Annotated in this window: 14 protein-coding genes; 3 read left to right on the top strand and 11 right to left on the bottom strand. The window is 60.9% G+C overall.

The annotated features are described in order from the left end of the window. Positions 1-128: 128 nt before the first annotated feature. Together PSH76_RS16190 and PSH76_RS16185 are read right to left on the bottom strand one after the other, a co-directional pair. Positions 129-584, bottom strand: coding sequence for a GNAT family N-acetyltransferase (locus PSH76_RS16190; RefSeq protein WP_138763205.1), 456 nt, complete (start codon positions 582-584; stop codon positions 129-131). Positions 585-643: 59 nt separating this feature from the next. Beyond that, positions 644-1,336, bottom strand: a complete 693-nt coding sequence (locus PSH76_RS16185; RefSeq protein ID WP_056784109.1) for an alpha/beta hydrolase — start codon at positions 1,334-1,336, stop codon at positions 644-646. Between the two features lie 232 nt (positions 1,337-1,568). Between PSH76_RS16185 and PSH76_RS16180 the strand changes: the two genes are divergently transcribed. After that, positions 1,569-2,408, top strand: coding sequence for a DNA/RNA non-specific endonuclease (locus PSH76_RS16180; RefSeq protein WP_305492583.1), 840 nt, complete (start codon positions 1,569-1,571; stop codon positions 2,406-2,408). A gap of 3 nt (positions 2,409-2,411) precedes the next feature. Here PSH76_RS16180 and PSH76_RS16175 read toward each other — a convergent pair whose 3' ends face one another. Next, on the bottom strand, positions 2,412-2,624 hold the full coding sequence (locus tag PSH76_RS16175; RefSeq protein WP_278916520.1) for a hypothetical protein: 213 nt from the start codon (positions 2,622-2,624) through the stop codon (positions 2,412-2,414). 235 nt (positions 2,625-2,859) lie between these two features. On the opposite strand from PSH76_RS16175, the gene PSH76_RS16170 reads away from it, so the two are divergent. Continuing rightward, positions 2,860-3,303 carry a DUF421 domain-containing protein gene (locus tag PSH76_RS16170; protein ID WP_305492582.1) on the top strand — a complete coding sequence of 148 codons (444 nt, stop codon included), beginning with the start codon at positions 2,860-2,862 and terminating at the stop codon, positions 3,301-3,303. Positions 3,304-3,439: 136 nt separating this feature from the next. Beyond that, positions 3,440-3,589: a hypothetical protein gene (locus tag PSH76_RS16165; RefSeq protein WP_003190489.1), complete on the top strand. Its 150-nt coding sequence runs from the start codon at positions 3,440-3,442 to the stop codon at positions 3,587-3,589. A 275-nt stretch (positions 3,590-3,864) separates the two neighbouring features. Here the strand turns inward: PSH76_RS16165 and PSH76_RS16160 are convergent, their stop codons facing one another. From PSH76_RS16160 to PSH76_RS16125, 8 genes are all read right to left on the bottom strand, one after another. Next, entirely contained in the window at positions 3,865-5,736 is a 1,872-nt protein-coding gene (locus tag PSH76_RS16160; protein WP_305492581.1) for a D-arabinono-1,4-lactone oxidase, read from the bottom strand. Positions 5,737-5,861: 125 nt separating this feature from the next. After that, on the bottom strand, positions 5,862-6,188 hold the full coding sequence (locus PSH76_RS16155) for a hypothetical protein (RefSeq protein ID WP_044272568.1): 327 nt from the start codon (positions 6,186-6,188) through the stop codon (positions 5,862-5,864). A gap of 467 nt (positions 6,189-6,655) precedes the next feature. Beyond that, on the bottom strand, positions 6,656-7,996 hold the full coding sequence (locus PSH76_RS16150) for a cytochrome c (protein WP_305492580.1): 1,341 nt from the start codon (positions 7,994-7,996) through the stop codon (positions 6,656-6,658). Between the two features lie 16 nt (positions 7,997-8,012). Continuing rightward, positions 8,013-10,250 carry a molybdopterin cofactor-binding domain-containing protein gene (locus tag PSH76_RS16145; RefSeq protein WP_305492579.1) on the bottom strand — a complete coding sequence of 746 codons (2,238 nt, stop codon included), beginning with the start codon at positions 10,248-10,250 and terminating at the stop codon, positions 8,013-8,015. Then, a complete protein-coding gene (locus tag PSH76_RS16140) occupies positions 10,250-10,708 on the bottom strand; it encodes a (2Fe-2S)-binding protein (protein WP_078467760.1) in 459 nt (152 codons plus the stop codon). The genes PSH76_RS16145 and PSH76_RS16140 overlap by 1 nt, the downstream gene beginning before the upstream one ends. Positions 10,709-11,545: 837 nt before the next feature. After that, positions 11,546-12,301, bottom strand: a complete 756-nt coding sequence (locus PSH76_RS16135) for an ABC transporter ATP-binding protein (protein WP_305492578.1) — start codon at positions 12,299-12,301, stop codon at positions 11,546-11,548. Next, a complete protein-coding gene (locus PSH76_RS16130) occupies positions 12,295-13,329 on the bottom strand; it encodes an iron ABC transporter permease (protein WP_305492577.1) in 1,035 nt (344 codons plus the stop codon). Before PSH76_RS16130 ends, PSH76_RS16135 begins: the two co-directional genes overlap by 7 nt. Next, positions 13,326-14,465 (bottom strand): ABC transporter substrate-binding protein, encoded by a 1,140-nt coding sequence (locus PSH76_RS16125; protein WP_305492576.1) that lies wholly within the window; start codon positions 14,463-14,465, stop codon positions 13,326-13,328. The genes PSH76_RS16130 and PSH76_RS16125 overlap by 4 nt, the downstream gene beginning before the upstream one ends. Between the last annotated feature and the right edge of the window lie 18 nt (positions 14,466-14,483).

Below are 14,483 nucleotides of genomic sequence, written 5' to 3'. Positions count from 1 at the left end.
TTCTGCTTTCTGTAGGAGCGAGCTTGCTCGCGAAAAACCTCAACGATAACGCGTGCTCCCTGAAGAAGTGCAGTGCCTGGGAGTTTTTCGCGAGCAAGCTCGCTCCTACAAAAGGCATTGCCTGAGGGTCAGCGAATGAACTTGACGTACACACGTTCAGGGTCGTTATCGTCCAGATTCTCGATCTGCCCGCTGGGGATAAAGCCGGCTTTCGTCAGCAGGGCCTGGGACGCGCCGTTGGAGGCATTGGTCGACGCGAACAGCTTGGGCGTCTTGCAGGCCGCTTCGGCCGCTGCCAGCAGACGAAGGCCGACGCCCTGGCGCTGGTACAGCGGTGAAACCACCACCAAGGCAATAAACCCGTGGTTGAAAAAATCGTGGGTGAGCACCAGGTAGCCGGCGCACACGTTAGCGTCAGCGGCTACCAGGCATTGCTGGCGAACCACGGCGTCATAGATAAACACGCGACGGCTGGCATGCTCGGTTGCGTAGGCATCCAGTGCGACTAAGGCATGCACATCGTCGGGGGTGGCTTGGCGGATCAGCCAGTGTGGGGCCGCAGGGGGCAGAAGGTATTCAGTCATGGTCGTTGAGCATCCTCTGTTTAAACACTTCATTACCCCCCCCGAGCTTGATTACATCATCACGACAGCGAACACGCCGCCTTATCGATAAACGCAGCGACTTCTGCCGGTCTGGACGCCAGGGAGGCGTGGCTGGCATCCAGTGTGAGGGTTTCCCGAGTGCCCAGGCGTTTGGCCATGCGTGCCTGGTTGTCGGGATGGATCATGCGGTCCTGGCTCGAAATCTGGTACCAGGACGGTTTGTTCTTCCACGCCGGGTTGCTGACCACATCGCCAAAGGTGCTGGCCAGCGGGGCCTTTTGGGTAACCCCCATGACTTGGCCTTCTTGCCGGGGCAGGTCCTGGCAGAAGCTGTCGTGGAACCGTTCAGGCTTGACCCACAGATAACCGTCGCTATCAGGCGCCAGGTTAGGGGCGGCTTCGGGCAGATGTTCCTGGGTGATGCCGCCAGGGCTTTCGCCGTCATCCGGGGCGAATGCCGCGATGTACACCAGGCCTGCGACATTTGGTTCGTTGCCCGCTTGAGTGATGACGGCGCCGCCATAGGAATGCCCCACCAACAACACCGGGCCCTTGATTTGCGCAACCATCTTGCGGGTACGTTCTGCATCGTCGGCCAGCGAGGTCAGCGGCATCTCCACCGCATGCAAATCGGTATAGCCCTTGTTGTGCAGTTCGATAATCACCCGATTCCAGTGCGCCGCACCGCCCCAAAAACCATGGACCAAGACAATTGCCGGTTTCTCACTCATGTGTAAGTTCCTTGTGCATTGATAAGGTGGTGCTATCGCTCGCCTAAGGGCGGCGTTATGGATAGCACAGTTATGGCTGCGATGGCGCGCGCGGGAGTTACGTTCGTCGGCCTGGTTGCTGTCGTTGTTTAGAAATGTTTATGTGATTCAATGGTCATCTCGGCTTGCGCAGGAAGCGCATCGGCCGAGGCCATTTTGATCTTTCAAGAGATTCATCCCAAGGAGTAACACCATGCAAGGAAGCACATCGTTCAAGTACCTGGCGTTTTCGTTGATCCCGTTGATGGCCGCCTGTACCACACCCACACGCCAGTCCGTCGTCGTCCCGGCGCCACCCTTGTCGTTCGATAACTGCGCGGTTGGTTGCCCCACAGGCGGCAGCCCAGTGACGTTGAACCGCCTGGCCTACACCTTGAACAACAACGGCTCGACCAAGTTTGCCAATTGGGTCTCCTACAAAATCACCAAAGCCACGGCGGCCAGCGGGCGTTCCCGTGACTGGCGCACCGACCCGGATATTCCAGCCGGGGAAACCCTGGACCCGGTGGATTACAACGGCGCCAACGTCGCGCTCAAAATCGACCGTGGGCATCAGGCCAACCTTGCGTCAATGGCCGGGGTGGCCGACTGGCAAACGCTCAACTACCTGTCGAACATCACCCCGCAAAAGGCCGAACTCAACCAGGGGCCGTGGGCACGCCTGGAAGACCAGGAGCGCAACCTCAGCAAGGAGCCAGGCGTCGATCAGGTGTATGTGGCTACCGGCCCGTTGTATGAGCATTTTGTCGGCTCGTTGCCGGGCACGAATAAAGTGCACACCATCCCCAGCGGCTACTGGAAAATCATCGTGGTCGGCAGCTCGCCGGAAACGGGCCTGTACGCCTCGTTTGTGATGAACCAGGAAACCCCCAAAGGCGCAGACTTCTGCGATTACCAGGTCACCGTGGATCACATCGAAGAGCGCTCCGGGCTGACGTTCTGGAGCACCTTGCCGCAAGCGATGCAAGCCGCGCTGAAGGCCAGGCAGGGCCAGTTGCCGAGTCGGATCGGCTGTAACCGCACCCAAGCCTGACGCCTAGTCGGCACACACCAATGAGGGCCTTCGGCTGCTGTTCTTGCCCAGGCGCTCATGTGTGGCTGTGGCCTGTTCACGCAGTGCTTCTTCCAACGCCTGCAAATGCTTGGACAGGATCTTCACCGACCCGCTCGGGTTGGCGGGGTCAAAGGGGATCCGGCCATTGGCAATCAGCACCATGGCCAATTCCCAGGCGCGTTGTGAGTCGTTCATGACAGGGGTTTCCTTCTTCAGCGTGATCGATATAGAGGTGTGACCCGCTTCAAACACCTCTATATCAACTGGGTTGCTGTCGAAATTTCGATCACTTCAACGCTTCAGTTGCGCCGAAACCATCATCTTTTTAGATGGTGGCCGGGGCGCGTCGAAAGAATGAACCTGAGCGGTGGGGTGGTCACCTAATCCGTATGAATCGGTCGTTTCCCATTCACTGTTGCGAGGGTCAACCATGGACTCTGTACTGCGGGCTGTGGCGATTTACCTGGTGCTGCTGGTGCTGTTCAAGGTCGCCGGCAGGCGCACACTGGCCGAGCTCACCACCTTTGACCTGGTGCTGTTGATGGTCATCGGCGAAGCCACCCAACAGGCGTTGCTGGGCGAGGATTTCTCGATGACCAACGCCGTGCTGGTCATCGCCACCCTGATTGCCATCGACATCGGCTTCTCGCTGGCCAAGCAGCGTTCAGCCTGGTTCGCACGGGTGCTTGATGGGGGGCCGACCGTGCTGGTCGAGCAAGGCCAGGTGCTGCATAAACGCCTCAAGCAGGCGCGGCTGGATGAGGGCGATATCCTCGAGGCGGCCCGGTCCACCCAAGGGCTTGTCGAGCTCAAGCAGATCCGCTTCGCGATTCTTGAGCGCAACGGCAAGATTTCGGTGATCCCGTTTGAATAACTCCTGGCCCTCCATTCGTCAGTCAAGGGCCTGTTTTTTGAACGCACGGGCCTCTGTTCCAGACAGATAGATCATGGGCGGACGAATCGTGCTTTCGTCACGCGTGTATCACTCACTCGCCAATAGGTGAACGATCATGAAGAAGCTCTATATGTGCCTGGGCCTGTGCAGCGCGTTCATGCTGCACGGCTGTTTTGACAACGCAGACAACGCCACCAAAGACAACAACAGTGGCACCCAGTCGTCAGTGCAGATGCAGGAGGGCAAGGCGGACGAGAGCAAATAGAGCGGCCTGCCAGCCGCCGCCTATATCATTGATGCTCATTGCTGAATGTGGGAGCTGGCTTGCCTGCGATAGCGGTGGTTCAGTTAACGATGCAGTGACTGACACACCGCCTTCGCGGGCAAGCCCGCTCCCACAGGGGCCCTGTGCCAGGCGTTGATCCTGTGGGCACCACATAACCAATGTGGGGGCTTGCCTGCGATGCAAACACCTCGGTACATCAGACAAACCGAGTCGATGCGTTCACAGGCAAGCGCGGGGCATCTTATAGATCCCTGCTACGGAGCGTCTCCCAGCAGCGTCGCGACAAAGTGGTTGTGGAACACTCCCTCTGGGTCGCAGGCCTTGCGAAAGGCGTTGAAGGCCGCAGTTCTCTCGCTGCGGCGCTGTGCGAGGTCCTTCAGGAAGTCCGGGTTGAACGGCTCAGAGTAAGTTCCCGAGGGTTGAGCCGGGTTGTAAAAACCGAACATTTTGCCGGTGTGCGGCATGCCACCCAGGGCAACCCAGTCTCGTTCGATATCCGCAAAAAAGTGCAGGAGGCGATCCGGGTAGTCAGACGCCGCCACAGCGGGTACGTAACCGATAAGATCCAGGTTCACGAAGGTAGCGTCTGGGGTCTGCGTGTACGTCCCGGCCAATGCTGTGTCCCCGCCACGCACGAAGCGAAACTCCAGCGGGGCAACCACCAGGAAGTCGCTGGTACTCTTGATCCGTGCCTTTACGGCGTCGAGCCCTTGCCAGGCTTTACTGAGGCCTTCGTCATCCAGAGCCGGCAGCTCGATAAAGTACGACATGAAAATAACGCGTGAGGCCTTGGTCAGCCACAAGTCTGAATAAACCGCCGCGGCTTGATCAAAGAGCGTTTCGATCGTCAGGAACCCTGCGTCAATGATCGCACTCGTCGTTGTTGTGTTATTGCCATACTGGGCGGCGATGAGGGGCGGCTCGATGATGGGCTCAAACGGTATCAGGTAGGGCGCCCCGAATACATTCTCTCCCGCCAGGGCACAGGCATTCGGTACGCTTGTCTTCAGGTTGGGAACCTGGGTGGCAGGGGAAGCAACCACGTCCCACCACAAGATCAGGAAATTGTCGGTGTAGGGATTGAGGAAGGATTCGACGCGGTCATGGTCCGTAAGCAGCGCCTTGAACCGGGCGATGAAGGTTGACTCGTCAGCGCAGACAACGTTGGTGTCTTTACCTGGGTTCAAGGTGGTGGCCCATGGGCGGGGCAATACATCCAGGGTCACTGACGTGACGATGCCCAACGCACCGAGGGAGACGCGTGCAAATTGCAAAGGCGACCATCCGTCGACTGCAGGCGTCTGTGCGTCAATGGTCCGCACCTGGCCGTCCGGCCCCATGAGGGTGAACGCCGAAGCGGTTTCGGCAAAAATCGGTGCGCGGATGGTTGCGCCATGGACATCGACAGCGGTCATGCCCCCCAGGCTGAAGAAGCCACCGGCGGTCGCGGTCTTGAGCATCAAGTCATGGGCGGTCAGGAAGGCATCCAACTCATCCTCGCGCACACCCGTGTTTACGGTGATCGTATTCGGGGTGCTGCCCAGCACAATAGAGTCATCCCCGTTCGGGCCCAAGTCTGCGTAACAGGCGAGGTCGATGAGCCAGCGGTGGGGGTTTGGGGCGATGCGATTGTCTTCGGCAACCAAGGCCGGTTGCGCGTGCCGTTGGCCCGACACACGTACGGTGGCACCCGCCGCGCCGGCCTGGCGAACGATGTCTTGAAGCTCTGCGAGATGGGTTGGGGAGAAGTAGTATTGACCGTCGATTTCCAGGGTGTCGACGATGTTCTGAGCCCAGTTTTTCCATGGGAGTGGCTGGACCTTGAAATTCAAGGTTGTTCCCGTGACTTCATAGGCGGCCAGCCTGCCGTTATTGGCCGACTGAACTAAAGGTTCTCCTTGATTCTGGATGCCTGCGACGGCGGACACATAAGGCGCGACGCCAATTGCATCCGCGGGAATACCGAGCAATGCAAGTGAAGGGCTGACCTTGTACAAACCATTTTCGAAGTTGCCGCTGTTCCAATCGGAGGTATGCCATTGGCCGGCCGAATCAAGCCATTGGATCGAAAAGTTCATGACAAAAATGCCGTTGTTAAGGCAACCAATGCGTTCGACTTTTTTCATGTTGGTTTCCTGTTACGTGGTTTTTAACGTCAGGTGAGTTGAGAGTAAAAAAGAAAGCCGGCGCCAACTTCCAACGGCAAGTAACGAAAAGTGGGGGCCGGATACCCCGTGGTAAAGAACTTGATTTATTCGATCAAGTTAATCGCAAAGCCGATGAGGGTTGTTCCTACCGCATCGTAGGTCGCGATCTGGCCGTTTGCGGCAAACCCCACAAACGGCGTGCCTTGGCCTGATGACCCAGCCAGTGCATGCCCATACACCGTGACGGCCAGCGCGTCTGAAGGCACGCCGATGGTTTCCAGATTCGGCGTGGTCCGAGATTGCGCCACCGGATAGTCACCGCTACTCCATTGGGACGTGTACCACTTGCCGTCACTATTGAGCCATTGAACCTTGAAGTTAAACACGTAACCGCCTTTGTTATTGACGGTGATTTTTTGAACTTGTCTCATGGTTATCTCCTGCTGAAGCAATAATTTTATATGAGCACGCCTGCGCCTTTTTGCGTGGCGATAAGACGTGTTTATTAAGGGCGCGAATTGCACTGCTTAGAGGCAATGGGAGACGCAGAAATCAAATAGGTCGCCTCGCGCCCTATTTACTGATTACTGTCAAGTGAGTGAGCCTGTTTTCGCGCACTGACCTACAACAACGAGTAGATTGGATAATCCATTTATAACGTTCGATAACGTGGGCAGTTGGATCATATTTAGCGGGGGTTAGCCTCCGTGGCTGCTGGGTGATTCCTTTCTGATACTGAGGGGGAGGTTAGTCGCGGTACCGATTGCTCGCCAGTGGGGCAGAAAACTATTTGGCTATATGCTCCATTTCGGAAATACCAGTCGTTTCGCTGCCTGTGCTCAGAGGCAGTGCAACCCTTGGGCCTATCAACGGCCACAAGCGCTGCACTGCCTGGTCCTCAACGCATATGCAAAATAATCGGGCTGCTGCTCGCCGGGTCCGTATGCCCGCGCAACTTGCTTACGGCCTTCGCATCGACCGCGCCGCCGTGGTTACCCCAGGTACCGCGCACGTAGCTCAACACGTCGGCGATTTCCTGGTCGGACAATTGCTCACGAAATGCTGGCATGCGGTAGGCGTCCGGCATCCCGGCGGTGACCACACGTTGCGAGCCGTTGAGGGTGATGTTGATCGCGGACGCATTTTCCTTGGCCAGGGCCGAGGTGGCGCCGGCCAGGGGCGGCATCCAGTCGGGCTGGCCTTTGCCGTCGAGGCCATGGCAGGAGGCACAGCGGGTGGCGTAGGTGTGGGCGCCAGGGACATCCGAGCGCGCCGTGGCTGCCTGATACTGCCAGGGGCTGCCGTCACGCTGTGGGTCGCCGGGCAGTGACTTGAGATAGCGAGCGATCGCGGCCAGGTCATCGTCCTGCATGAACTGCGTGGAGTTGTTGAAGGCTTCGGTCATGGAGCCATAGACCACGGCATGCTGGTTGCGACCGGTCTTGAGGAACTGCACGATCTGTTCCTCACTCCAGCGGCCCAGGCCGGTGTTGTGGTCCTGGCGCAGGCTTGGGGCGTACCAGCCGTCGAGCAGGGCACCGGCCAGGAATGGCGCGCCGGATTCGTCCAGGGCTTTCTCGTTGAACGCTAGCCCGCGTGGCGTGTGGCAACTGCCGCAGTGGCCAGGGCCTTGCACGATATACGCGCCGCGGTTCCACAGCGCATCCTGGCCTGGCTTGGCAGCATAGGTCGCGGTAGGCGCAAACACGCCGTTCCACAGGGCGATGGGCCAACGCAGGTTAAGTGGCCAGGGAATGCTGCTGGGCAGGTTGGGCTCATTGGCCGGTTGCACGCCTTTCATGAAAAATGCGTACAGCGCCTGGATGTCGTCATCGCTGAGTTTGACGTAAGACGGGTAGGGCATGGCCGGGTAGAGCCGTCGCCCACCCGGTGCCACGCCGTGGCGTACCGCGCGGTCAAAATCGGCCAGGCTATAGGTGCCGATGCCATGCTCGCGGTCGGGGGTGATGTTGGTGGCGTGGATCGCCCCCAGCGGTGTGGCCATTTCCAGGCCGCCGGCGAAGGGCGTCTTGCCTGGCAGGCTGTGGCAGGCCACGCAGTCACTTACGCGGGCGACGTATTCGCCGCGGCTGACCAAGGCGGGGTCGAAACTTGTGGTTTGCTGTTGTTCAAAAGGCGAGGCGGGCTGGCGCGTGACGTACCAGGCCAGCACGCCTGCGGCGACCACACAGGGCAGCACCAGCCACCCTGCGGTTCTTGCGAATCGGCGGTTATTCATGGGCATTCCCTGTCGGTTAGCTGAAGGTGTAACGGCTCAAAGGCAGACTGCGGATGCGTTGGCCGGTCAATTGCGCCACCGCATTCGCCACGGCAGGGGCCACGGCCGGCAACGGCGGTTCGCCGATACCGCCCATTTTTTCTCCGCTTTCGACGATCTTCACGTGGACCTGCGCCATACGCGAAGGCGGCAGCACCGGATAAAGGTCGTAGTTGCGTGCCCGTGGCTTGCCATCCACGTACACCGCTTCCTCCAACAGGGTTTGCGACAGGCCCAAGGCCACGGCACCGTTGACCTGCGCCTCTACAATCGCCGGGTTGACGATGCTGCCCGGGTCAATCGCTTGCCAGATGTGATGAACCTTGACCTGGCCGTTCTCGATCGACACCTCGGCCACCACTGCCGCATGGGAGCCAAACGGCGAGGCCATGGCTACGCCGCGTGCACGGCGGGTGCCGTCTTCGGCGGTGTAAGGCCCACGCTTCCAACCGCCAGACAGCTCGGCGGCCGCTTGCAGCAGAGTGGTCAGGCGCGGGTTGTCGCGCAGCAGGTGCAGGCGCAGCTCATAGGGGTCATGGCCGCCTTTGTCGGCCAGTTCGTCCAGGAACGCTTCGTAGAAAAAGTCATTGAGCGAGTTGCCCACCGAACGCCAGTAACCGAGCATGGCCGGGCCTTTGACGTAGATCTGCGCGATGCGTTTGTTGGGTATCGCGTAGCTCTTGCCCGACAAGCCTTCCAAGGCGGTAGGGTCGATGGCGTCGCCCTGTTTGCCGGCGATGGCTTCGGTGGGGCCTTCGGTGGCGCTTACCGCTTCGATGGCCACAGGCAGGCCTTTGTCATCCAGCGCGGCGCGGAACTTGACCACGGCGACCGGGCGCAATACATCGCGCACGAACTCTTCTTCACGGCTCCAGATCAGTTTGATCGGCCTGCCCACTGCCTTGGCCAGCGCAATGGCCTGCGGGTACGGATTGGCGGAGTCATACAGGAAATGCCGGCCAAAGAAGCCGCCCAGCAGTGGTGAGTGCAGGGTGATTTGCTCAGTGCTCAGGCCGGTGCGTTTGGCGATGTCGGCGCGGAACATATCCGGTGCCTGGTTAGGCAGCCACACCTCCAGCGTGCCGTCCGGGTTAAAGCGCGCCAGGGCTGAAGGCGGCTCCAACTGGGCATGGTTGAGGTACTGGTTGTGGTAGGTGGCTTCGACGCGGGTCTTGGCGCTGGCCAGTGCGCCGGCCACATCGCCTTCGTTTTCGTCATCGCGGGCCGGGCCTTGCTGGGCGGCAAGGAAGTCGCGGTACTTGTCGCTGGAAAAGTCCGCCGGCATCGCCCGCACGGTGGAGTCGGCGGCGGCTTCAAGCCATTCCACCTGGATGGCTTCGACGGCCCGCTTGGCGTGCCACCAACGTTCGGCTACCACCGCTACGGCGCCGGGCAGGGTGTGAACCGAGTGCACGCCTTGCATGGCTTGCACCTGCGCCTGGTTGCGCAGGCTGCCCACGGTCATGCCCAGGCGCGGCGCATGCTGGACGGCCGCGTGGAGCATGCCGTCGATTTTCAGGTCGATGGTGTACAGCGCCTTGCCGGTGGATTTGTCATAGGCATCCAGGCGCTTGACCGGCTTGCCGATCCAGCGGAACTGGCTCGGGTCGCGCAGGGTAATGCTGGCCGGGTCGGGCACCGGCATATCCAGGGCGCGTCCGGCCAATTCGCCGTAGCCCAGGGAGCGGCCAGAAGCGGCGTGCACCACGCGACCGGGCTGGGTGGTCAGTTGGGCCACCGGCACACCCAGCTGCTCGGCGGCAGCTTGCATCAGCATCGCACGGGCGAGGGCGCCGAGGCGGCGCATGGTCGGGTAGCTCATGCGCACCGACATACTGCCGCCGGTGATGCGCATGCCATTTTCCATCACCACGTAGGCTTCGCCGGGCGGGGCCGCTTCGACGATGAACGTGGCCGGGTCGGCATCCAGCTCTTCACCGACGATCTGCGCCATGGCGGTGTGGGTGCCTTGGCCGCCTTCCATGAACGGGCTGAGCAAGCGCACGCTGCCGTCGGCACGAATCTCCAGGAAGGCGGGCACTTGAGTGCCGCGTTCAGCGGCGGCAGCGGTCGCGGCTTGCACACGGGAGGTGCCCAGCGGCAAGCCGAAACCGATCACCAGCGCGCCCACGGCGGTGCTGGCCAGGAAGCGGCGACGGGACAGGTTGATCGGTTCGCCCAGGGTAACGCCCGGCATGATCTCGTTAGTATTCATCAGGCGGTTTCCTTCCCAGCGGCCAAGGCGTCCATGGCGGCATGGATGGCGTTGTAGGTGCCGCAACGGCAGAGGTTGACCATCGCCGCGTCGATCTGCGCCTTGGTCGGCGCGGGGGTGTGCTTGAGCAGCGCGGTGGCCGCCATCACCTGCCCGGACTGGCAGTAACCGCATTGCGCCACTTGGTGTTCGACCCAGGCTGCAACGACACGCTTGCCCACTTCATCGGCCTCCACGGCCTCGATGGTGGTGATCTCGCGACCGACCACGCCGGCCACGGGCGTCACGCAGGCGCGCACCACATTGCCGTCCACCAGCACCGAACAGGCGCCGCACTGGGCCAGGCCGCAGCCGTATTTGGTGCCGGTCATGCCCAGGTTATCGCGGATCACCCACAACAACGGGGTGTCGGCTTCGGCATCGACCTGATAGGCCTTTTGGTTGATACGTAATTCCATGCGGGCTCACCTGCTGATCATCGGTTGGTGGTGCTTTTTCTTATCAGGGACGTGCGCGGTGGCATGCCCTGGTGTCGCTCATGGGCGACGGGTTATGGCGGCGGGGTTGAGAACCGGTTTCATCTTGGCCACGCGCGCATGGTTGGACTCTAGACCACGGCGCAAGGGGTATCTATCCCGGTAGGCGATAAGTCGGAGGATCAGGCAAGTATTCGCGAGGATTGAGCGATAGAAGCGGTGGCTGATCCGAGATTTTGGCTGATGTCCCGGCATCCCTGTGGGAGCTGGCTTGCCTGCGATGGCGGCCTGCCAGCCGACACCAATCTACCTGACACCCCGCGATCCCTCTGTGGGAGCTGGCTTGCCTGCGATGACGCCCTGACAGTCGACACCTATCTACCTGACACCCCACGATCCAACTGTGGGAGCGGGCTTGCTCGCGAAGGCGGCCTGACAGGCGACACTGTTATACCGAGTACATATCCATTCCTGCGGTAACGGCCACTTAGGGTTCCGCCTGACGGCGGGTCACTTTGGAAAAGAGCCGGAATGCCGGCCCAGCCCAAAGTAACCAAAGGGCTCTTGCCCCACCACTCGGCACCTCGCTTAGGCTCGGTGTGCCCGAACGCAGGCTTGAATCCGTGGGCCGCCGCCACGCGCCATCCATGGCGCGGGGCGGCTAACCCGGCGTCCTGCCGGGTTACCCACGAATTCAAGCCTGCGTTCGGCCAGCGTGGTTTAACGGGGCGCTTGAGATCAAGATCAAAAGCAGGTCAAGAGCAAGATCAACAGCGGCTCGCTTCGCATCGTGGATACCCATGCTTTCGCATGGCCTATTCACACCACCCCATCAATCAAAATATGCGCCTGCCCGCGGCTGCAGCGCTCGATGCGTGCCTGTACCTGGTAAACCTCGCGCAGCATCGCTTCGTTGATCACCGCATGGCTCGGCCCGCTGCCCTGGGCTGTGCCGTCGGCGATGACCAGCACCTGGTCGGCAAAGCGCAGTGCCTGGTTCAGGTCATGCAGTGCGATAAACACAATCACCTCGCGTTTGCGCGCCAGGGTGCGCATGAAATCCAGTACTTGTACTTGGCGATGCATATCGAGGGCGCTGGTGGGTTCGTCCATCAGCAGTACGTCGGGTTCGCGTACCAGCGTCTGGGCGATGGACACCAACTGTTGTTGGCCGCCGCTGAGTTCGCCCAGGTTGCGAAAGGCCAGGCCGGTGATGCCCAGGGCACTGAGCATTTCGTCGACCAAGTTCAACTCGTTGTCTTGTACCACCCACCCCGGCGTCAGTTGTTTACGCGCCAGCAGTACTGATTCGTACACCGTCAACCGGGCGCTGGCGTTCAGTCCTTGGGGCATGTAGCTGATGGCTTGTGCACCTTTTTGCGAGCCTTGCAGCAGCACCTCGCCTGGCCCGTCAATCAGCCCGGCCATGCGCTTGAACAGGGTGGATTTACCGGCAGCGTTGGGCCCGACCACCGCCACCACCTGGCCGCCGACGAAGGCTGCGGTGTTCACGTCGCGGATGATGGTGCGCTGGCCGTAGCGGGCGCCGAGGTCTTTCAACTGGAGACTTACCATGAGTTTTTCTTGCCGCCCAGGATCAGGGATATAAAGAACGGCACGCCGATCAGTGACGTAACCACGCCTATGGGGAAAATCGCCCCCGGAATCAGGGTTTTGCTGACCACCGAGCTGACCGACAGAATCAGCGCACCGGTCAGCAGCGAGGCGGGCAGGAAGAAGCGCTGGTCCTCGCCGATCAACATGCGCGCGATGTGCGGGCCCACCAGGCCGATAAAGCCGATGGTGCCGACAAAGGCGACCGGGAACGAGGCGAGCAGGCTGACCATGATCAGCGTTTGAAAGCGCAGGCTGCGCACGTTGATGCCGAAGCTGGCGGCCTTGTCGTCACCCAGGCGCAGGGCGGTGAGGGCCCAGGCGCGCTTGGCGAAAATCGGCAGGGTGATCAGGATGATCAGGCAGATCACCCCAAGCTTGGGCCAGGTGGCTTTGGTCAGGCTGCCCATGGTCCAGAACACCACGGCTGCCACGGCTTGTTCGGTGGCGAAAAACTGCACCAGCGCCAGCAGCGCGTTGAAGGTAAAGACCAGGGCTATGCCCAGCAGCACAATGGTTTCGGCCGTCACCCCACGGCGCAGGCTCAGGAAGTGGATCAGCAGCGCCGAGAGCATCGCCATGATGAACGCGTTGACCGGCACCATGTACTGCGCCGCCAGCGGAAACAACGCCACTCCAAACGCCAGGCCCATGGCCGCGCCAAAACTGGCGGCGGCAGAAATGCCCAGGGTAAAGGGGCTGGCCAGCGGGTTATTGAGGATGGTCTGCATCTGAGCGCCGGCCAGGGACAACGCCGCGCCGACAGCGACGGCCATCAGTGCGACGGGCAGGCGGATATCCCACATCACCACACGCACTTGCGGCGCGGCGTTGTTTGGCGAGAGCAGCGCGCCGAGCACTTCGCTCAGGCTATAGCGCGCCGGGCCCAGCGCCAGGTCGAGCAGCACGCTGCACAGCAACAGCAACGCCAGGGCAACCAGAATCAGGCGTTTGCGCATGACAAGGCTGCGGTAGGTCGTGGCGCTCATGGCTTGAGGCTCACGAAATAACCTGGTTCGTAAGGCACCGGCAGGAAGCGTTCGTGTAATTCACGAAACGCGGCGTCCGGGTCCAGGTCGGCAAACAGGTCGGGATGAAACCACTTGGCCAGTTGCTGGATCGCCACGAACTGATACGGGCTGTTGTAGAACTGATGCCAGATGGCGTGGAAGGCTTGCGGGCCCTGGGCCTTGATGCCGGCATAGGCGGGGCGTCGGGTGTACCACGCCAGCTTGGCTCGGGCCTGGGCCATGTCGGCACCCGGCCCCACGCCGACCCAGGGCCCACCCGGGGCAAACGCCTCCCAGTTGGCGCTGGTGACAACGACCTGGTCGGGGTTGGCCACGATCACCTGTTCGGGGTTCAACTGGCCAAAGGTGGTGGGAATAATGCCTTTGGCGATGTTGTCGCCGCCGGCCATCTGCACGAACAGGCCGAAGTTTTCATTGCCAAAACTCAGGCAGCAGTCATCGGTGTAGCCACCGATCCGCTCGATAAACACGGACGGGCGCGCCGGTTGCTGCGCGGCAATCACGTCGGTCACGCGGCGGATCTGCTGGTTGCGAAACGCAATGAAATCCTCGGCCCGCTGTTCTTTGCCGAACAACCGGCCGAACAGGCGCATGGTCGGCTCGGTGTTGGTCATCGGCTGGTTGCGAAAGTCCACGTACACCACCGGGATGCCCAAGGCATCGAGCTTCTCGATATAGCGCGCATCCTCGGTGGCATGTTGCGCCTCGATATTGAGGATGATCACGTCGGGGCGTTGCGAGATGGCCTGCTCGATATCGAAGGTGCCGTCTTCAAAACCGCCGAAGGTGGGGATCTTGGCGATGGCGGGAAACTTGCGCAGGTAAGCGTTATAGGTGTCTGGGTCGGACTGGATCAGGTCCTTGCGCCAGCCAACGATCCGTTCAATCGGGTTTTGCGTGTCCAGCGCCGCCACCAGGTACAGCTGGCGGCCCTCGCCAAGAATCACCCGCTGCACCGGCAGCTTGACCTTGACCTGGCGCCCAAGCAGATCGGTGACGGTGGTCAGCGCCGCCATGCTCGGCAGGCTAGCCCCCAACAACCCGGTGAACAGCAGCGCCGCTAGAAGGTGGCAACGTCGAACAATGCAGATCATGAATCAAGCCCTTGCAGA

The sequence above is a fragment of the Pseudomonas sp. FP215 genome (assembly GCF_030687795.1).
In the GTDB taxonomy this organism is placed as follows: domain Bacteria; phylum Pseudomonadota; class Gammaproteobacteria; order Pseudomonadales; family Pseudomonadaceae; genus Aquipseudomonas; species Aquipseudomonas salmasensis.
This window is presented reverse-complemented; position numbering and strand designations above follow the sequence as displayed.

Bases quoted from the DNA above. Each gene is read 5' to 3' on its own strand.
- PSH76_RS16145 (WP_305492579.1), bottom strand. From the start codon at position 10,250: ATGAATACTAACGAGATCATGCCGGGCGTTACCCTGGGCGAACCGATC.
- PSH76_RS16130 (WP_305492577.1), bottom strand. From the start codon at position 13,329: ATGAGCGCCACGACCTACCGCAGCCTTGTCATGCGCAAACGCCTGATT.
- PSH76_RS16125 (WP_305492576.1), bottom strand. From the start codon at position 14,465: ATGATCTGCATTGTTCGACGTTGCCACCTTCTAGCGGCGCTGCTGTTC.
- PSH76_RS16180 (WP_305492583.1), top strand. From the start codon at position 1,569: ATGCAAGGAAGCACATCGTTCAAGTACCTGGCGTTTTCGTTGATCCCG.
- PSH76_RS16185 (WP_056784109.1), bottom strand. From the start codon at position 1,336: ATGAGTGAGAAACCGGCAATTGTCTTGGTCCATGGTTTTTGGGGCGGT.
- PSH76_RS16135 (WP_305492578.1), bottom strand. From the start codon at position 12,301: ATGGTAAGTCTCCAGTTGAAAGACCTCGGCGCCCGCTACGGCCAGCGC.
- PSH76_RS16175 (WP_278916520.1), bottom strand. From the start codon at position 2,624: ATGAACGACTCACAACGCGCCTGGGAATTGGCCATGGTGCTGATTGCC.
- PSH76_RS16140 (WP_078467760.1), bottom strand. From the start codon at position 10,708: ATGGAATTACGTATCAACCAAAAGGCCTATCAGGTCGATGCCGAAGCC.
- PSH76_RS16165 (WP_003190489.1), top strand. From the start codon at position 3,440: ATGAAGAAGCTCTATATGTGCCTGGGCCTGTGCAGCGCGTTCATGCTG.
- PSH76_RS16150 (WP_305492580.1), bottom strand. From the start codon at position 7,996: ATGAATAACCGCCGATTCGCAAGAACCGCAGGGTGGCTGGTGCTGCCC.
- PSH76_RS16170 (WP_305492582.1), top strand. From the start codon at position 2,860: ATGGACTCTGTACTGCGGGCTGTGGCGATTTACCTGGTGCTGCTGGTG.
- PSH76_RS16190 (WP_138763205.1), bottom strand. From the start codon at position 584: ATGACTGAATACCTTCTGCCCCCTGCGGCCCCACACTGGCTGATCCGC.
- PSH76_RS16155 (WP_044272568.1), bottom strand. From the start codon at position 6,188: ATGAGACAAGTTCAAAAAATCACCGTCAATAACAAAGGCGGTTACGTG.
- PSH76_RS16160 (WP_305492581.1), bottom strand. From the start codon at position 5,736: ATGAAAAAAGTCGAACGCATTGGTTGCCTTAACAACGGCATTTTTGTC.